Origin of the sequence: Chlamydia sp. 17-3921 (assembly GCF_902705545.1) — a bacterium.
Classification (GTDB): Bacteria; Chlamydiota; Chlamydiia; order Chlamydiales; family Chlamydiaceae; genus Chlamydia.
In genome coordinates, this window is record NZ_CACSHH010000015.1 from 168,282 (window position 1) to 187,481 (window position 19,200).

Genomic DNA, 19,200 nt, shown 5'->3' on the forward strand with positions numbered 1-19,200 from the left:
ATATATTCCTCAATATTTTAAGATAATTAATAAAATTTTATTCTATAAAAGCACTCTAGAAAAAACCGACTTAAAGGTTTGGTTCCTATTGACTTTCACTCTTTTCCATGTAAAAATTCTTCTCCTAATCTCTTAAGTTGTTTACTGGAAACTCATGAATGAAAATCCTCACCCTTGGACTTTAGAACAACTCCAGGAAGTATATCACTCTCCCTTGTTCGAGCTTATTCATAAAGCTAATGCAGCTCTACGTAAAAACTTCCCCCCTTCGGAACTTCAAACTTGTTATCTTATTTCAGTAAAATCTGGAGGTTGCGTTGAAGACTGTGCTTACTGTGCACAGTCTTCAAGATATCAAACACATGTCAAAGCTCAACCGATGATGAAAATCGTAGATGCTCTCGAAAGAGCAAAAAGAGCAAAAGAACTTGGTGTTACGCGAGTCTGCTTAGGAGCTTCTTGGAGGAATGTCAAAGACGACTACTTCTTTGACCGAGTACTAATAATAGTAAAAGCTATTACAGATATGGGTATTGAAGTTTGCTGTACTTTAGGAATGCTAAATGAAGCTCAAGCAGCAAAACTTTATGATGCAGGATTATATGCCTATAATCACAATTTAGATAGTTCTCCAGAATTTTATCAAACAATTATCACTACTAGAACATACCAAGATCGTCTCGATACTCTTAATGTGATTAATAAATCGGGGATTAGCACTTGTTGCGGAGGCATTGTTGGCATGGGAGAATCCGCAGATGATCGCATTAAACTTCTCTACATGTTAGCCACTAGAGACCATATTCCAGAATCTATCCCTATAAACATGCTTTATCCTATTGAGGGAACGCCTTTACAAGATCAACCTCCTATAGATTTCTGGGAATTACTACGAACTATAGCAACAGCTAGGATAGCTTTTCCCAAGTCCATGGTACGCCTTGCTGCTGGACGAGCGTTTCTCTCGATAGAGAAACAAACCTTGTGTTTCTTGAGTGGAGCTAATTCTATCTTTTATGGAGAAAACCTGCTTACTGTTAAAAACAACGATGTAGATGAAGATGCTGAGATGATCAAAGCACTTGGAATGATTCCTCGTCCCTCCTTTTCAATACAAAGAGGAAATCCCTCATGTCATCCTACAGATTCTTAGAAGAAGCTTTAGAGCAGAGTAAAGCGAAAAACACCTATCGCCAGCTTTCAACTTTTCCTCATCTTATAGACTTTACCTCTAATGATTATCTTGGATTTGCTCAATCCTTAGAATTACATTCTGAAATCTTTGACAGAATAAAATCTGTAAAAACACTAGGAGCTACAGGTTCACGTCTACTCACAGGTCACTCTAAACAATATGAAGATCTTGAAATCTTAATAGCGAAGTATCATAAAGCTGAAAATGCTTTGATTTTTAATACAGGTTACACAGCAAATTTAGGACTAATTTCAACTATAGCAACAGTACAAGACAGAATTTTACACGATTTTCATATTCATGCCTCTATACACGATGGTATCCGACTGAGTAAAGCTAAAAGCTTTCCTTTTAGACATAATGATCTATACCATTTAGAACAGCGCTTAGCAACACCTTGGGCAGGACGAACTTTTGTTTGTGTAGAATCTGTGTACTCTTTAATTGGATCCATTGCTCCCCTTCAGAAAATTCAAGAGCTCTGTGAACACTATGAAGCTTTTTTAATTGTTGATGAAGCTCATGCTATTGGTATCTTTGGAAATTATGGAGAAGGCTTGACAACTCATCTAGGGCTACAAAACAAAGTTTTTGCTACTTTATATACTTTCGGCAAAGCTTTAGGGGTTCATGGAGCAGCCATAACCTGTAGTACGATATTAAAAAATTATCTCATCAATTTTTGTCGACCTTTTATCTATACCACAGCACTGCCTTCTAGTGCTCTCATTGCTATAAAAGCAGCTTACAAACATAATGAGATTTCTTCATCGCTTCGGAAATACCTAACCAATTTAATTTCTTTCTTTCGTAAGCAAGCTATAAAACTCGATGTTCCTCTACAAAAAGTAAACGAAAACTCTCAGATACAATCTATTTGTATTCCTGGAACGTCTCGAGTCCGCGACGTTGCTTTACAATTGCGATCTTTTAACTTTGATGTACGACCAATTCTTAGCCCTACTGTAAAGCAGAAACAAGAATTATTGCGTATTTGCTTACATACTTTTAACACTAAGGAAGAAATATCCCAGTTACTATCTATTATTTCAAAGGCATTAACTCTATGCGTATAATTGTTGTAGGAATCAATACAGAAGTCGGAAAAACTGTAGTAAGTGCAATCCTTACAAGAATGCTCAATGCAGAGTATTGGAAATTTATCCAAGCAGGATCTTTGGACAATACGGATAGTTCTACAGTCAATAAGCTTTCAGGAGCCTACTGTCATCCCGAAGCTTACAGATTCAAAGAGCCTCTTTCTCCTCATCAAGCAGCAAAAATCGATAATATCACTATAGAAACCGAAAACTTTCGACTTCCCCAAACTTCCGCACCATTAATTATTGAGACTACAGGAGGATTTCTATCCCCTTGCGCTCAGAAACACCTTCAGGGAGACATTTTTGCTTCGTGGCCATGTTCTTGGCTACTTGTTAGTAGAGCTTATCTTGGAAGTATAAATCATACTTTTTTAACTCTTGAAGCTTTACGTTCAAGAAATCTTAACATCTTGGGAATGATTTTAAATGGTTATTCTGAAGAGGAAAGGTCATGGATGGTAGAAATGACAGATCTTTCTTTACTTGGTAGTCTACATCAAGAACAAGAAATTACTCCCAGAGTAGTGCAACATTACGCAAATAATTGGAGAGAGCCATGGTCTCACAATCAAAAATTCGAAAACATTCTATCTGGTACCCCTTTTCTCAACATGGTCTAGATCCCACTCCTATTCACATATCTAAAGGAGAAGGAGTCTATGTCTATTCAGAATCTGGAGAAAAATATCTTGATGCTATATCATCATGGTGGTGTAACCTCCATGGGCACGCTCATCCTTACATAGTGCAAAAACTTAGTGAGCAAGCTCATATTTTAGAACATGTCATTTTTGCAAATTTTACACATACTCCAGCAATAGATCTCGTAACAAAACTTTCTCCACTTCTTCCTGAGCAACTTCAGCATTTTTTCTTTTCAGATAACGGATCTACAGCTGTTGAAGCAGCATTAAAAATTTCTATACAGTACTTTCATAATCAAGGAATTAAAAAACGTCGGTTTGCATCTCTAAAAAATGGCTACCACGGAGATACTTTTGGAGCCATGTCAGTTTCAGCACAAAGTTCTTTTTCGGCCCCTTTTGAAGATCTCCTTCTTCCCTGTGAAAAGATACTTCCTCCTTACTATGGTCAAGAAGAACTAGCTATAACCGAAGCTGAAAAAATTTTTAGTAAAGGGGATATTGCTGCCTTTATTTACGAGCCTGTACTACAAGGGGCTAGTGGTATGCTTATCTACAATCCTGAAGGATTCGATGAAATTTTAAGATTAGCAAAACATCACGGGATTCTTTGTATTGCAGATGAAATTTTAACAGGATTTGGGCGTACAGGCCCCCTATTTGCTTCAGAATATATGAGTGTCTGTCCCGATATAATTTGCTTATCGAAAGGTTTAACCGGGGGTTTTCTTCCTCTAGCCCTAACTATAACAACGGAAGAAATCCATCAAGCTTTTATCTCGCAAGATAGGAGCAAAGCCTTTTTACATGGTCACACTTATACAGGAAACCCTCTAGGATGTGCTGCAGCGTTAGCCTCTTTAGATCTTACCTTGTCTCCACAATGCCTCAAGCAAAGACAAATGATAGAATGTTCTCATCAAAAATTCCGAGAAAATTATGGTTCTCAATGGTCAAGATGCGAGGTCTTAGGAACTATACTTGCCCTAGATTTCCCAGAAAAACAAAGTAAAAATTATTTTTCTAAATATCGAGATTCTTTGAATAATTTTTTCCTTGAACGTCGGATACTTCTTCGCCCTTTAGGAAATACTCTCTACATACTTCCTCCCTATTGCATTCAGGAAGAAGAACTTGCATACATTTACTCTCAATTACAGGAGGCTCTATGTCTAAAATAATAGAAAAAAAACAATTTCGCTCTCTATATTCTCTTTGGAGTCCTTTACTAGAAAAAATCGTTGCTTCTGAAGAACTGCATGCGAAGTGGGTAAATACGTTGTCATTCTTAGAAAATTGCGGAGCTAAGAAAATTGCTGCAAGCGAACATCCCATAGAAGTAAAAAAAGAAGTTTTAAAACATGCTTATGAAGAATTCCGACACGCCCACTATATGAAATCGCAAATTTCAAGAATCACTTCAAAACCTTTTCCAAACTATGAGAAAGCAAGTATTTGTGGTGGACTAATAACAAAGTATTATCTTCATCTTTTAGATTTAAGGATGTGTAAAGTTCTAAAAAATAAGTATGCTTTATCAGGACAAGCGCTGAAAACTACAGCATATATCTTAGTCACCTTTGCTATAGAACTTAGAGCTTCTGAGCTCTACCCTCTTTATCATGACATCTTGAAAGCTTTTTCAAGTAAAGTCTCTGTAAAATCCATTATTTTAGAAGAACAGGGTCACCTTGCAGAAATGGTTCAAGAATTATCAACTATTCCTCAAGGAGAAGAGCTTCTCGAATATGCTTGTAAATTTGAAGCAGAGCTTTGCCAACAACTTGTCACAAGTTTAGAAAATACTCTTTTGACCTCTGTTGGGATTTAATGAATTTTTAGGATTTTCTTAGACGACAAATGTGCTCTTCAGGCAAGCTTATTTGCTAATAAAGTAATAAATTCGCCTGACGATGCTAACTTATAAAGTTTCGACATCTTCTATTTGTGGAAATGTAAGTGTTCCTCCGTCAAAATCTCACTCTCTCAGAGCAATTCTTTGGGCCGCACTGGCAAAAGGAACTTCTTTCATTCATAACTATCTAGATTCTCCCGATACAATAACAATCCTACATGCTTGCAAGCAAATGGGAGCAACAATAAAGAGATCTCCGACAACCCTAGAAATTACCGGAACCACATATCCTCGCTTCCCCGATCATTCTATAATTGATGCAGGAAACTCAGGCATAGCTTTACGTTTTCTAACAGCATTAGCATGCATGTTTTCCAAACATATCACATTCACAGGATCCCCTTATCTAAAACGACGACCTATGGCTCCTTTAATCGAGGCTCTCGAAAATTTCGGAGCATCTTTTACATATTCCCCTCAAACACCTTTGCCTTTTTCTCTCAAAGGACCCCTATACTCAGGATACACTGATGTGGATGGTAGCGATTCTCAATTTGCTTCGGCTCTAGCGTTTGCTTGTACACTAGCAGATGGGCCTTTCTCTTTTACAATCATCGATCCTAAAGAACACCCTTGGTTTGCGTTAACATTATGGTGGCTTGAACGACTTTCTTTACCTTACACACGTAACAACAACACCTACTCTTTTCCAGGTAATTCTCGTCCTAAAGAATTTTCTTATTCTGTGTCTGGAGATTTCAGTAGCACAGCATTTATTATTGCAGCAGCCCTATTATCCAAAGGATCCGAACCAACGCGAATACATAATCTTGATATGTTCGATTCACAAGGAGACAAAGAATTGCTTTTCTTACTCCAACAACTTGGAGCATCTATAGAATTTCACTCTCAAGAGGTTATTGTCTACCCTTCTATATTTTCAGGAAGCTCTATAGATATGGATTTATTCATAGATGCTGTTCCTATACTCGCTGTCTTATGCTGTTTCGCAGAGTCTCCATCTCATCTGTATAATGCACAAAATGCTAGGAACAAAGAAAGTGATCGCATTTTGGTAATTACAGAAGAATTACAAAAAATGGGAGCTTGCATTCAACCAACTCATGACGGGCTTATCATTAATCCCGGCCCTTTACATGGAGCTGTCGTAAACTCCCATAATGATCATAGAATCGCTATGGCACTAACAATAGCTGCTATGAGAGCTTCTGGGGATAGTATTATCTATGATATTGCCTGTGTGAAAAAATCTTTTCCTTACTTTTCTCATACTTTAAATTCCCTAGGCGTCAGAATACAGGAGAGTTATGAAGATATTTCTATGCGGTCTACCTACAAGTGGAAAAACCTCGTTGGGTAAAGCTTTTGCTGAATTTCTGTCTTTTTTTTTTTGATACCGATGATTTAATTGTAAGGAACTATGGCCATGGGTTACACTGCACTATTTCAGAGATATTTACAGCTCACGGTAATGAAATATTTTACCAATGGGAAACTCAAATTCTACGAACATTACCAAGTAATGATTGTGTAGTAGCTTTGGGTGGGGGAACTGTTATGTATGAAGAGGCTTACCAAGAAATCCAAAATCAAGGTCTTCTAGTTTTCCTTTCTCTTCCTCTACCTATTATTTATAAAAGACTTCAAGCACGGGGTTTACCAGAAAGGTTAAAGAAAGCCAAAAGCAAAGAGCATCTTGAAGCCATTCTTCAAGCTCGCATAGAGCATATGAAGAAAATTTCAAATTATATTTTTCCTGTAGATAATGTAAATTTATCAAATCCAGATTCTGTGAAAAAGACTTGTGAAGCCCTTTACGCTCTGCTAATCTAATGAAAAATCGTTTTGGATCTTTATTTTCCTTTATGACCTGGGGAGAGTCTCATGGACCTTCTCTTGGAGTCGTTATTGACGGTTGTCCAGCAGGTATTCATCTAAACTCTGAAGATTTTCTTCCTGCGATGATACGGAGAAGACCTGGGCGCATCGGGACATCCTTAAGAAAAGAACCTGATCTTGTTCAGATTTTATCAGGAGTAAGTCGAGGAATTACAACAGGAACTCCTATAGCCCTACAAATATCCAACGTCGATATTGATAGTTCTACATATCAAGCTCAAGAATCCTTGTACCGACCTGGACATGCCCAATTCGCTTATGAAAAAAAATTTGGAATAGTCGATATCTATGGTGGCGGAAGATCTTCAGCCAGAGAAACAGCTTGTCGCGTAGCAGCTGGTGTAGTTGCAACAAAGCTTCTTGCCCATCACGATATTTTCTCTTTAGCTTACCTCTCTACCATAGGATCTTTAACAACGTCTGAGTACTTCTCCTTAACAGAGGAATTCTCGAGAAAAATTAAGGAATCTCCTTACGCATCTCCCCTATCAGAAGAAGCTATTCAAAAGCTTTTAACAACATTACAAAAGGAAGGAGATTCTCTAGGAGGTATAGTCTCTTTTATTACCACTCCAATACAAGAATCTTTAGGGGAACCTTTATTTGGAAAAATTCATGCCTTACTTGCTAGTGCTATGATGAGCATTCCAGCAGCAAAAGGATTTGAAATTGGCACGGGATTCGCTTCAGCAAAGATGTTTGGATCGGAATACACGGATCCCTTCACAATAAGAGATGGTAAAGTATCTCTTCAATCTAACCATTGTGGGGGATCTCTAGGAGGGATCACTGTAGAACAACCTTTAGAAGGACGTGTAGCATTCAAGCCTACCTCATCTATTACCAAACCTTGCCAAACAGTAACAAAAACTGGAGAGAAGGCTTTTTATGCAACATCAAAACAAGGGCGTCATGACCCTTGTGTAGCTATAAGAGCAACTCCCGTTGTAGAAGCCATGCTTAACCTCGTCCTTGCAGATTTACTCTTACACCAACGATGTGCTAAATTATGATAAATACAATAATTACTCAACCCCACAGTGCAAAACTCGTAAACAAGTTTTTCACTAAGAAACTTTTCTCTTCTATATCAATAGCTTACCCCGTAGTCATTATTACTGATCATAATATAGAACACTTAGTTCTTCCTCCGGTCTTAGATTACATGAAAAGCCTTGGTTATGAAGTGATACTTCTTTCCTTTCCCCCTGGAGAACAGCAAAAAAATTGGGAAAATTTTATTTCTCTACAAAATCAACTTGTTGAACAAGGAATTTCCACAGGTTCATCCGTTCTAGGATTTGGAGGAGGAACGGTTCTTGACATGACAGGATTCTTAGCATCTACCTATTGTCGAGGAATGCAACTCTATCTTATCCCTACAACAATCACAGCCATGATAGATGCTTGTATTGGCGGAAAAAATGGTATTAATTTCCGAGGATTAAAAAATCGCTTAGGAACATTTTATCTTCCTAAAGATGTTTGGATTTGCCCAGAGTTTTTATCTACATTATCAAGACAAGAGTGGCATTACGGCATTGCAGAAGCTATAAAACATGGTTGTATCGCAGATGTCTATCTCTGGGAATTTCTAGACAGTCATAGTAGCACTTTATTTTCTTCTCCTCAGATTCTCGGGGAATTTATAAAAAGAAACTGCCAGATTAAAGCAGCAATAACCATCGAAGATCCTCAAGATAGAAATCGCCGAAAAATTCTAAACTTTGGGCATTCTATAGCTCATGCTATAGAAACTCTCTCTAAGGGATATGTAAATCATGGACAAGCTGTTAGCATTGGCATGATGGTAGAAATGAAACTTTCCTTAATTTCTGGGGTCATGAAAAATTCCCAACTTCTGGATCAGCTTTGCACCTTACTTAAAAAATTCGATCTTCCAACAACTTTCGAAGATCTTCGTACAATTATTCCACAACATCTCCAAAAGAACTTTTATCATCCTGAAAACATCATTCACACTTTAGGATATGATAAAAAAAATCTTTCTAAGAAAGCATTAAGGATAGTGATGATAGAACATCTAGGACGGGCAGCTTCTTTTGAAGGGGCTTATTGCACCTCACCAAATAAGGAAATTCTCTACAAGGTTTTGCAAGATGAATGCAATCTTATGTGCCACTATTAGTGGTCCATCATTTTCTAAAGCAAAGCAGCAAATTCTTGATTCGCTTCCTCTTGTTGATAGCATTGAACTTAGAATTGACGCTATGCCAAACCTAAGTAACAAAGAGCTTTCTTCCCTTATCGCAATAGCAAAATCTCCAATTTGTACTTTTAAGAAGAGTTTAGCTCCATCCACAGCAACATGGATAAAAAAAATCCAAGAGCTGGCAGCACTATCTCCGACATATTTAGATATTGATAAAGATTTCCCTATAGAAGTTCTTCAACAAATTCAAAAATCTTATCCCAATATAAAAATCATCCTTTCTTATCATTCTGAAAAAAATGAAAATCTTCATGAAATCCATTGTGAGATGCTCTCCACACCAGCAAACTATTACAAAATAGTTGTGTCTCCAGAAACGACTATAGAAACCTTGAAGTACATGAAATCAGCATATTCTCTCCCAAAAAATACAACAACCCTCTGCCTTGGAGAGCAAGGTTTAGCTTCTAGAATTTTTTCACCTCTCGTTGGTAATGCCATAAACTATGCTGCTGGAGTACATACATTTCCAGTAGCTCCTGGGCAACCCTATATCCAAGATCTTCTTGCCTATAACTATAAAAACATCTCTAAGGGAGCTTCTATTTACGGCCTCATTGGATCTCCAATAGATCGTAGCCTTAGTCATATCACTCATAATAAACTATTTTCAAAGCTAAATCTAAATGCAAGCTACATAAAACTAGCAATTACTCCAGAACAATTATCGGAATTTTTCAGAGTAGCAAAAAATCTACCATTTCAAGGACTAAGCGTAACTATGCCGCTAAAAACTACTGTTTTAAATTACGTAGACATCCTCGATGACACAGCAAAACAATGTGGATCCGTGAACACCTTAATCTTTCGGGAAGGAGTCACTTTCGGACACAATACAGATGGATTAGGAATCTTAAACCTTCTAAATCTCCATAAAATTCCTATAAAAAATCAACATATTGCTATTCTTGGAGCTGGAGGCGCAGCAAAAGCTATAGCAACAACTCTTGCTAATCACGGTGCACAAATCCATATTTTCAATAGGACTCGCCAGCATACCGAAGAACTAGCACAACGCTGCAATGGCAAAGCTTACTCTCTACAAGAGTTCAAAGAGTTTTCCTACAGTGACATGGTAATTAATACTCTACCGTCAAACATAGACTTCCCTTGGAGATTTCCTCCGATCGTTATAGATATCAATACCCTTCCCAAAGAGACACACTACACAAGAATTGCAAAACAACAAGGTTCTTTTGTTCTTTACGGTTATGAAATGTTTATTGAACAAGCTCTTTTACAATTTGCTCTTTGGTTTCCAAAAATTCTATCTCAAAAATTTTGTAATTTTTTTCGTAAAGATGTCCAAAATCTCATGAACTCTTTAGGTTAACTATATGCGCTTATTCCTTATCCTAATTGTTTTATTTGGAAAATCTTTAAACATCTTAGGATCTACGACAACTCGTTACACTCAGATAAAATCTATTCACGAAGTCGCCGGGGATATTCTCTATGACAATGAAGATTTTTGGTTAATCTTTGATGTCGATGATACTTTATTTCAAGGAGCCGAAGCCTTAACCCACACACTTTGGCTTCAAAATACCATTGAAGGATTCCAACAACTGGGTCTTACAGAACAAAAAGCTTGGGAAACTGTACTTCCTTACTGGATAGAAATCCAAGAAATGGGTTCAGTAAAATCTATAGAAGTAGCGATGAATACTCTAATAAAAAAAATCCAAGCTCAGGGAAAAACTCTTTTTGCATACACAGAGCGTCCTAGACGAACTAAAGATCTTACTTTAAAGCAACTTGAATCTTTAGATATCTTTGTATCAAAAACCGCACCCCAAGCAAACACTCTTCCGGAACAATTAGCGTATCACTCTGGGGTGCTTTTTGCTGAAGAATACCATAAAGGTTTAGGATTACAACTTTTCCTAGACGCACTAGATTTCTCTCCTAAAAAAATTATCTATATAGACAATCTCGAAGAAAATGTTTTACGCGTAGGAGACTTATGTGTAAATCGAGGGATTCATTACTTTGGCATTACATATTCTGCTCAAAAATATTTGCCGCCAATATACCTTCCGGAAATCTCTAAAATTCAATACACATTCTCAAAAAAACTTCTCAGTAATGAAGCTGCAGCACTTCTCTTACGACACCAACTGCATAAATAATCTCAAGTAGATCTCATCTCTTCAGGAAAAATGATGGAATAAAAACAATGTTTTTTTTTAGAGTCACAAATAAAAATACGCGTACCTTTTCGGGTAATTCATGGCTTTATTCCGTTTTATATTTTTTACTAGCCTTTGCGCTTGCGGGATGCTACCGCTTTCTTCTTATGCTGTAACTCCCACTAACTACCATCAACATCGCTATGTAAACAGATTCAAATACAACCATCAACCGTCTTCAAAACCAGCACAGCCTACTCAAGAACGAATAGTACATAAACACGAATGTACAAATGTGTTTTCCCCTATTAAAAACTTCCTTTCCTCCCAGGCTTGGCAAGAAGGAATGTCCCTGACAAAACTCAGACTCGCTGCTCAAGAAGCGACAAATTCTTACATTTCTCTAGACTTAACAATTCTGCCTCAATGGGTCCATCCTCGAAAAACCTTAAAAACATCTCAACGTGAAGATATGCCTTCATGGCAAATGTACTTTAGTCCCAATATTTCCTGGGAACTTTATAGCTCTCCCATAGCAGGAACTGGAACCATAGATTTTAACTATACTCTAATTCGCTATTGGCAAAATGATGCCAAACACCTTAATGAATCCGTTGGAACAATAGCCGGAATCAATGATTTTATTACAAAAGAAAGCTATCTTGGTCAATGTACATTTTCGCAAACCTTTCCTGGAAACGTAATTACTCTGACACTTGGACAATACAGTTTATATGCAATAGACGGAACACTATACGACAATGATCAACAATCTGGATTTATTAGTTATGCTTTATCACAAAATGCCAGTGCTACGTATTCTCAAGGAAGCATAGGAGCTTATCTACAGATCTCTCCTATTCCAGAAATTCAAATTCAATTCGGAGGCCAAGACGCTTACAACCTAACGGGAACTTCTTTCAATTTTGACGGTCTTACAAAAAATAAATATAATTTCTATGGTTTCTTCTCTTGGGCTCCACAAATTTCTTTAGGAGGGGGACAATATTCTATTCTTATTTACAGTACTCGCTCAGTACCGCAACAACCATCAAGAGCAACGGGCTGGTCGTTCAATCTCGGACAAAGTCTAGGAGAAAAACTTTATATTTTCGGAAGATGGAACGGAGCAACAGGAACAGCATTCGCTATAAACCGTTCAATAGCTTGGGGATTTGCCTCTTCAAACCCTTTAAAACGCGACCCTAAAGATCTTCTTAGTCTTGGCTGTGCAATCAATAAAATTAATCCTAAGGCATTAAATATCTCAGACACAATAAGAAAGTTTGAAACTGTCGTAGAAGCTTTTGCTACTGTAGGTTTTGGCCCTCATTTATCTTTGACTCCAGATTTCCAACTTTACATTCATCCGGCACTTCGCCCAGAACGTAGAACCTCACAGGTATATGGAATCCGAAGCAATCTAATTTTTTAAATCTTCATCTTATTTTATAATTTCTAGGAGTCGAATCATGGCATATGGAACACGCTATCCCACCTTAGCTTTCCATACAGGAGGTGTAGGAGAATCTGATGATGGCATGCCTCCACAACCTTATGAAACTTTTTGCTACGACACAGCTTTGCTTCAAGCAAAAATAGAAAATTTCAATTTAGTTTCTTATACCTCAGTCTTACCTAAAGAACTTTTTGGTAATATTGTTCCTGTTGACACTTGCGTTAAACATTTCAAACATGGTGCAGTTCTTGAAGTCATCATGGCAGGGCGAGGAGCATCAACGACAGAGGGAACACAAGCTATTGCTACAGGAATCGGAATTTGTTGGGGACAAAATAAAAATGGTGAACTCATTGGAGGTTGGGCTGCAGAATATATCGAATTTTTCCCAACATGGATCAATGAAGAAATTACAGAGGCACATGCAAAAATGTGGTTAAAAAAATCTTTACAGCACGAACTAAATCTGCGCTCTGTTGCAAAACATAGTGATTTTCAATACTTTTATAACTATATCAATATTAAAAAGAAATTTGGTTTTTGTTTAACAGCTTTAGGCTTCTTAAATTTCGAAAATGCTGATGCAGTAACAGTGAATTAAGGAATTCGATGATCTTCAAAACAAAAACACAAAAGAACCTTAGTACTTTGGCTCTTACTGGTATCGTTATCAGTTCTATGATTGGAGGAGGAATTTTTAACCTTCCCCAAAACATGGCTGCGACAGCAAGTTCGAGAGCTGTTTTATTAACCTGGCTCCTTACAGGCTTTGGGATGTTCTTCATTGCTAGGACTTTCAAAATCCTTTCACAAGCACGTCCTGATCTAACTGGGGGAATCTACACGTACAGTAGAAATGGCTTCGGTCCCTACATAGGGTTTACGATTGGTTGGGGGTATTGGCTATGTCAAATTTTTGGTAATGTCGGCTATGCCGTCATTACTATGGACGCTTTAAACTATTTTTTTCCCCCATACTTTAAAGGTGGGAACACAATCCCTGCCATTATTGGAGGATCTATCCTCATTTGGCTTTTCAATTTTATTGTTCTTAAAGGAGTTAAACAAGCTTCCTTTATTAACATTATTGGAACAGTATGCAAACTTGTACCCCTTTTAATTTTCATTATTCTAACAGCATTCTTTTTTAAACTTTCTATCTTTAACGCTGATTTTTTAGGAACAACAGTAACGAAAACACAACCTCTTTTAGGATCTATAGGTTCTCAAATAAAAAACACTATGTTAGTAACTCTTTGGGCTTTTATTGGAATCGAAGGCGCCAACGTTCTATCTGCGAGAGCAGAAAATTCTTCTTCTATTGGGAAAGCTACAATTCTAGGATTTATAGGATGTTTGCTTATCTATATTCTACTTTCTATTCTTCCTTTTGGCTCTCTACCTCAATATCAGCTTAAAGCGATTCCAAACCCCTCCACAGCAGGAATTTTACAAATCCTTGTTGGAAACTGGGGAGAAATCCTTATGAACATAGGTCTTCTTATTGCTATTTTATCCAGTTGGTTATCTTGGACTATGATCATTACCGAGATTCCCTATTCCATGGCAAAAAATGGAACTTTTCCTGAGGCTTTTGCTATAGAAAACTCTGTAAAATCACCAAGTGTCTCTCTATACACAACTAGTGCTCTTATGCAACTCACTCTATTTCTTGTGTATTTCTCTTCAGATGCTTGGAATACTATGCTCAGTATTACAGGAGTTATGGTTCTTCCTGCGTACTTTACAAGCTCCGTATTCTTATTTAAACTAGGGAAAAATAAAAATTTTCCAAAAAAATCACCAGTTAAAGCATCAACAGCAATGCTTACAGGATTTTTGGGAACTCTCTTTTCCTTATGGCTTATCTATGCTGGAGGTCTGCGATATCTATTTATGGCAGTAATTTTGCTCGCTTTGGGAATTCCTTTTTATATAGAAGCTGGGAGAAAAGGAAAAAATGCCAAAACTTTTTTTGCAAGAAGAGAAGTCTTTATGATTTTCTTAATTGCTATCCTAGCCTTAATAGCAATTTTTCTATTCTCAACGGGAAGAATAAAACTCTAAATAAAGTAAGTAAAAAATGGAAAACTCTTTTACTTATGATTCTCCATTTAGAGCAATCCTCTCTGTTCTTTAATGTGTTATTCTCCTATTCTCAAAACAACAATACCTACAATACTGAGAGAATACAAAAACATTACAAAGTAGCGTTATTATGCGTATAGCCGTTTTAGGAGCAGGATATGCAGGGCTTTCCGTAACCTGGCATCTTCTTCTTCATACCCAAAGCACAACAACTATAGATCTTTTTGATCCTATACCCCTAGGACATGGAGCCTCAGGGATGTCTTCGGGTCTTCTTCATGCTTTTACAGGGAAAAAAGCTATTAAGCCTCCCTACGCGGATCTTGGTATTCTTACAACACACAGCCTAATCACAGAAGCTAGTAAAGCTCTAAATCTCCCTATTGTCTTATCTCGAGGAATCTTAAGACCTGCTGTGGATGATGAACAAGCAAAGCTATTTATAAAGCGTGCTGAAGAATTTCCAAATGAAGTGGAGTGGTGGGAAAAGTCCCGTTGTGAAATCACTCTTCCGAGTATAGTCATCCCTTCAAACTTAGGAGCATTATTTATTAAGAACGGCATTACAATAAACAATAATGCTTATATTGATGGTGTTTGGGATGCTTGTGCTAACCTAGGAACGCAATTTTACGATGAACTTATCGAGAATATCTCTGATATTCAAGAATTCTATGATCATATTATAGTTACTCCTGGAGCTAATGCTGATCTTCTTCCAGAACTTCAAGCACTTCCTTTAACAAAAGTAAAGGGTCAACTTTTAGAAATTAGCTGGCCTAAAGACTTGGCTATGCCTCCTTTTAGTATTAATGCGCATAAGTATATGGTCAGTAATATCGACAATCATACTTGTATCCTAGGAGCTACTTTTGAACATAATCAACCAGAAAATGTCCCAGATCCAGAATTAGCTTACCGAGAAATTATGACACCTATGTTATCTCTATTTCCGGGACTTCAAAATGCTCAAGTCTTAAATTGCTATGCAGGAATGCGCTCATCTAGCTCTACACGACTTCCTATTATAGCGAGACTCAAGGAAAAGCTTTGGTTTTTAGGAGGATTGGGTTCGAAAGGCCTTCTATATCATGGCCTTGCTGGGGATATGCTCGCAAAATCTGTTCTAAAAGGTTCGACAACCTATATTGCTAAAGAGTTTTTATTCACTCCTTAGCAATTGTACTAACAGATTGTTCTTCTTTTTGATTCGAAAGATAGAAATCGAAAGAGAAATTGAAAAAAAAGCCTACTGCAGGGGTTAAAATAAAAGCTATGGGCACAATTAATACTAAAATCTGTGCTAAAAAAGACCATGTATGCATATCTGCCAAAGCAACTAAACACGACATCAAATAGAAGGAATCTAAGGCTAACCAACAGCATAAACCCAAAGGTAATATAGCTATAGCAAAGCCACAAAACTGTCGGAGAATGTTTCCTTTAAAGCAATCTAGTAACTTCATGTAATCAATACTATCAAAATTACTAAGAGCTGGAATGCAAAAGAATAGACTTGCGAAAGCTCCCAAAAATAGAAGTATCAATGAAGCTGCTGACAAATAAGGAATAAAAATCAAAGCGGTATGAAAAAACTTCCCGACCCAAGGTAAGGAACCAAGAAAAACCGAAAGCATAACTACGGTAACGACTACTACCATTGCCATAAAAAATGGCGTTGACACTAGAAGAGATAACCAAAGAGATTTCCAATTTTTGTATAGAGCTGAAGAAATATAGCAAGATTTTTCTTGAGATTCTTGTTTCAACAAGTATTGAACGATCACAGCGGAAGCGCAAACCACGCTAAAAGCACAGAAAAAAGCTCCAAGACTCAATGTTGATAAAGATACACTTGGAACAAATTGCGAACATAATTTCAAAAACAAAGCGAAGATAAAACCAAAACAGCATAAACTAGAGAAAATAAATAAAAATCTCTGCCTATTAAATATCTTTTTAAAAGCTTGTTGACTTAAAGAATCAAACGATTGAGCCATAATTACTCTCTATAAATCGAACTTAAAGTGAAGCTACATTAGCTTTTTCTTGTAAAATTTCATCTAAGGATATTTGTACTTTATTCCTTATAAATGTATCCCAAAGCAATCCTGGAATAATTTCATAATCCCCAGAAGACAACATACGACATGGAAATCCAAAAATCAAGCCCTCAGGTATACCATAGGGATTGTAATCCGAACAGACTCCAGAAGAGAACCATTCTCCCTCTAGAGGATTAAAAATTGATCTTGCAGACTCTACTAGAGCGCGAGCAGCAGATGCTGCTGAAGATTTCCCTCTAGATTCAATGACAGCACTTCCTCGATTTTGCACTGAAGGAATCATAATATTTTCTAGCCAATCCCGATCACCAATAACTTCTGTAGCTGGTTTTTTTGAAATCTGTGCTTGAGTAAAATCTGGAACCTGTTTTGCTGAATGATTTCCCCAAACAACCACTTGAGAAACCTCACTTAAAGGAACCTGAGCCCGATGAGCAAGCATACTATGCATACGATTTTGATCTAAACGCAACATAGCATGAAAATTTTTCCTAAGAAGCCTTGGAGCATGATTCATCGCTATCAAACAATTCGTGTTCACAGGATTTCCAACGACAAAGACTTTCACTTCACGTTTCGCAGCAGTATTTAAAGCTGCTCCCTGCAAAGAAAAAATCTTCCCATTTTGCTTTAAAAGATCGGCTCTTTCCATCCCCGGACCTCGAGGTACAGCACCAATAAGAAAGGCCGCGTCTATACCATCAAAAGCATCTTCTAGTGATGTAGTAACGTGAATATGTTGCAGCAAAGGATACGCACCATCATCCAACTCCATACGAACGCCACAAAGCATCCTTTCCATTCCTGGAAGGTCGTAGATTCGTAAATCTATACCACAATCGCTACCAAAAACATCTCCATGAGCTAAAGAAAACAAAAAGCTATAGGCTATTTGTCCAGTACCACCAGTAACAGCAACGCGAACTATGCGCTCTAGAGACATAAGCACTCCTTTTCAAAAAAAATCACTATAATCTTTAGAAGCAAACAAAACAAGATTTTGCAAAGGAATGTCTTGCATTTCAAAGAAAATTAAGACTTTTGCAACAAAATTTTTTCTAAATTAGGATAAAGCAAAAGTATTTTCTTTTTTCGTTATTAGAGTTTGGTCTCCTCCTTTTCAGATGTCAAAGCAGCTTTATCCGAACAAAAGGTTACTACTTTCTCTTCCAAAAACTTTTCAACCTCTCCGATAAGTTGTATACAAGCTGTGCGTAGTTTATCGCTGGTTTTCTCCAATTCTTTGCATCTTCTTTCAAAATATTCGCATCGACACTTGTCTTGGAGGCTTTGCAATTCTTGAAGCATTTCCTGATTTGTTTTCAACAAATTGTCATTACATCTTAGAGCCTCTTCCTTCTCTGCTTTAACTTTCTTTAGTTCTAATAAAATTTCTTTAGAAGTCTCTGGAATAAAAACTTTCTCAACGACAATCTCTTTTTTTCTCAGAGAAGGAATAAGGCATTTCAAACCGGTTTTTATATATAAAATAAGAAATCCAAGAGAAAATAAGATTATCCCTACAATTGCGGGAATCGCATTAGGAAATAAACAAAAAGCCGCACTTATTAGAAGAACTGTGCCCAAAAACATAGAGAGTAAAGAAAAAACAACTGGAATCTTTAGTGATAGATGAAATGGTTTTATCTCTATTACTGGAAATGGCCGAAGATGTTCTACGACACTTACATTAAGTTTCGTCATACCAATATTCTTATAAAATTAAAAACAAAAAATATCTTCTTATAAAAAAGAAGACAAGAGCTTTTAATTTTTTTTAAATTAACATGATATATTCTTTAACTTCTAAAAAAAAGATTGAATTACATTTCAAAAATTATAAATTATTTTTACATAAATTCAAGTTTTTATACGAGAAAGCGACCACGCCGACCTCTCCCTCTATGATGCTGACGACTGAAAGCACCAGCAAGGCCAAAATAAAAATCGGCGAGCTTTTGATTTTTTATTCCTCGCCTACTACAAGAAGAAGAATCAGAAGCATCGCGACTCGCCCCACAGAGACCTACAACAAAAGCCAATACCAACCCTACAGGTATAAGCGCACAGGCAGGAGCGAGACAGGAAAGAGTTCCAGTAACAGTACCAGCTACCAATAATGAAACTCCTACTAAGACTAAAAGAGTGGCAAGAATTCCAACAACAATACATACAATTCTTACTATTTTTTCACGTTTTGATTCTCTTGGTTCAACATTGCTACATTGATCTATGTTGCTACTTATCGGATTTTTCTCTGAAGATGTTACGGGTGTGCTCATATTTTTTCCCTCTACAAAACTTAAGTCTTCTCTACTCTCTTGAGGAAGCATGAATTTTTCAAAAAGTGGTGGGTTTTATAGAGAACAATTGTGTGATTTATTATAGCTATTATTATCATGCATACTAAAAGTTTAGAATAAGCTAATTCCAAACTAAATATATTCTACAAGCATTAAGAGAAGTTTTTAAAGTTAATTTAAAAACTAATTATTTATATTATAT

General features: G+C 36.9%; 18 protein-coding genes and 1 pseudogene. 15 read left to right on the forward strand and 4 right to left on the reverse strand.

The features are described from left to right. The first annotated feature begins 154 nt into the window (after positions 1–154). The 15 genes and pseudogenes from bioB (at position 155) to JMS40_RS04570 (ending at position 15,806) form a co-directional block, all read left to right on the forward strand. Positions 155–1,153 carry a biotin synthase BioB gene (gene bioB, locus JMS40_RS04500; protein ID WP_201457076.1) on the forward strand — a complete coding sequence of 333 codons (999 nt, stop codon included), beginning with the start codon at positions 155–157 and terminating at the stop codon, positions 1,151–1,153. After that, a complete protein-coding gene (locus tag JMS40_RS04505) occupies positions 1,132–2,271 on the forward strand; it encodes a pyridoxal phosphate-dependent aminotransferase family protein (RefSeq protein ID WP_201457077.1) in 1,140 nt (379 codons plus the stop codon). Before bioB ends, JMS40_RS04505 begins: the two co-directional genes overlap by 22 nt. Next, positions 2,262–2,918 carry a dethiobiotin synthase gene (gene bioD / locus JMS40_RS04510; protein ID WP_201457078.1) on the forward strand — a complete coding sequence of 219 codons (657 nt, stop codon included), beginning with the start codon at positions 2,262–2,264 and terminating at the stop codon, positions 2,916–2,918. The genes JMS40_RS04505 and bioD overlap by 10 nt, the downstream gene beginning before the upstream one ends. Further along, positions 2,855–4,123, forward strand: a complete 1,269-nt coding sequence (bioA, locus tag JMS40_RS04515; RefSeq protein WP_201457079.1) for an adenosylmethionine--8-amino-7-oxononanoate transaminase — start codon at positions 2,855–2,857, stop codon at positions 4,121–4,123. The genes bioD and bioA overlap by 64 nt, the downstream gene beginning before the upstream one ends. Continuing rightward, the gene (locus JMS40_RS04520) at positions 4,111–4,773 is read left to right on the forward strand and encodes a hypothetical protein (protein WP_201457080.1); all 663 of its coding nucleotides are present in this window, start codon (positions 4,111–4,113) and stop codon (positions 4,771–4,773) included. Before bioA ends, JMS40_RS04520 begins: the two co-directional genes overlap by 13 nt. An 82-nt stretch (positions 4,774–4,855) precedes the next feature. After that, positions 4,856–6,178, forward strand: coding sequence for a 3-phosphoshikimate 1-carboxyvinyltransferase (gene aroA, locus JMS40_RS04525; protein WP_201457081.1), 1,323 nt, complete (start codon positions 4,856–4,858; stop codon positions 6,176–6,178). Beyond that, positions 6,126–6,651: pseudogene (locus JMS40_RS04530) on the forward strand (shikimate kinase). The gene aroA and the pseudogene JMS40_RS04530 overlap by 53 nt, the downstream one beginning before the upstream one ends. Further along, positions 6,651–7,730 (forward strand): chorismate synthase, encoded by a 1,080-nt coding sequence (gene aroC / locus JMS40_RS04535; RefSeq protein ID WP_201457082.1) that lies wholly within the window; start codon positions 6,651–6,653, stop codon positions 7,728–7,730. The pseudogene JMS40_RS04530 and the gene aroC overlap by 1 nt, the downstream one beginning before the upstream one ends. Continuing rightward, entirely contained in the window at positions 7,727–8,866 is a 1,140-nt protein-coding gene (gene aroB, locus JMS40_RS04540) for a 3-dehydroquinate synthase (protein WP_201457083.1), read from the forward strand. Before aroC ends, aroB begins: the two co-directional genes overlap by 4 nt. Beyond that, positions 8,847–10,283, forward strand: coding sequence for a bifunctional 3-dehydroquinate dehydratase/shikimate dehydrogenase (locus tag JMS40_RS04545; protein WP_201457103.1), 1,437 nt, complete (start codon positions 8,847–8,849; stop codon positions 10,281–10,283). Before aroB ends, JMS40_RS04545 begins: the two co-directional genes overlap by 20 nt. Before the next feature lie 4 nt (positions 10,284–10,287). Next, positions 10,288–11,082: a DUF2608 domain-containing protein gene (locus JMS40_RS04550; protein WP_201457084.1), complete on the forward strand. Its 795-nt coding sequence runs from the start codon at positions 10,288–10,290 to the stop codon at positions 11,080–11,082. Positions 11,083–11,182: 100 nt separating this feature from the next. Further along, positions 11,183–12,517: a carbohydrate porin gene (locus tag JMS40_RS04555; RefSeq protein ID WP_201457085.1), complete on the forward strand. Its 1,335-nt coding sequence runs from the start codon at positions 11,183–11,185 to the stop codon at positions 12,515–12,517. 37 nt (positions 12,518–12,554) lie between these two features. Further along, positions 12,555–13,142 (forward strand): pyruvoyl-dependent arginine decarboxylase, encoded by a 588-nt coding sequence (locus JMS40_RS04560; RefSeq protein WP_201457086.1) that lies wholly within the window; start codon positions 12,555–12,557, stop codon positions 13,140–13,142. Positions 13,143–13,150: 8 nt separating this feature from the next. After that, positions 13,151–14,608, forward strand: a complete 1,458-nt coding sequence (locus JMS40_RS04565) for an amino acid permease (protein ID WP_201457087.1) — start codon at positions 13,151–13,153, stop codon at positions 14,606–14,608. 151 nt (positions 14,609–14,759) lie between these two features. After that, on the forward strand, positions 14,760–15,806 hold the full coding sequence (locus tag JMS40_RS04570) for an FAD-binding oxidoreductase (RefSeq protein WP_201457088.1): 1,047 nt from the start codon (positions 14,760–14,762) through the stop codon (positions 15,804–15,806). Here the strand turns inward: JMS40_RS04570 and JMS40_RS04575 are convergent. The 4 genes from JMS40_RS04575 to JMS40_RS04590 form a co-directional block, all read right to left on the reverse strand. Continuing rightward, entirely contained in the window at positions 15,796–16,629 is an 834-nt protein-coding gene (locus JMS40_RS04575) for a hypothetical protein (protein WP_201457089.1), read from the reverse strand. The two genes, JMS40_RS04570 and JMS40_RS04575, sit on opposite strands and share 11 nt — an antisense overlap. 22 nt (positions 16,630–16,651) lie before the next feature. Further along, a complete protein-coding gene (locus JMS40_RS04580) occupies positions 16,652–17,638 on the reverse strand; it encodes a malate dehydrogenase (protein ID WP_201457090.1) in 987 nt (328 codons plus the stop codon). Positions 17,639–17,793: 155 nt separating this feature from the next. Further along, on the reverse strand, positions 17,794–18,399 hold the full coding sequence (locus tag JMS40_RS04585; protein WP_201457091.1) for a hypothetical protein: 606 nt from the start codon (positions 18,397–18,399) through the stop codon (positions 17,794–17,796). A gap of 164 nt (positions 18,400–18,563) precedes the next feature. Continuing rightward, complete coding sequence (locus JMS40_RS04590; protein WP_201457092.1) at positions 18,564–18,977, reverse strand: hypothetical protein; 414 nt, start codon at positions 18,975–18,977, stop codon at positions 18,564–18,566. Positions 18,978–19,200 lie beyond the last annotated feature (223 nt).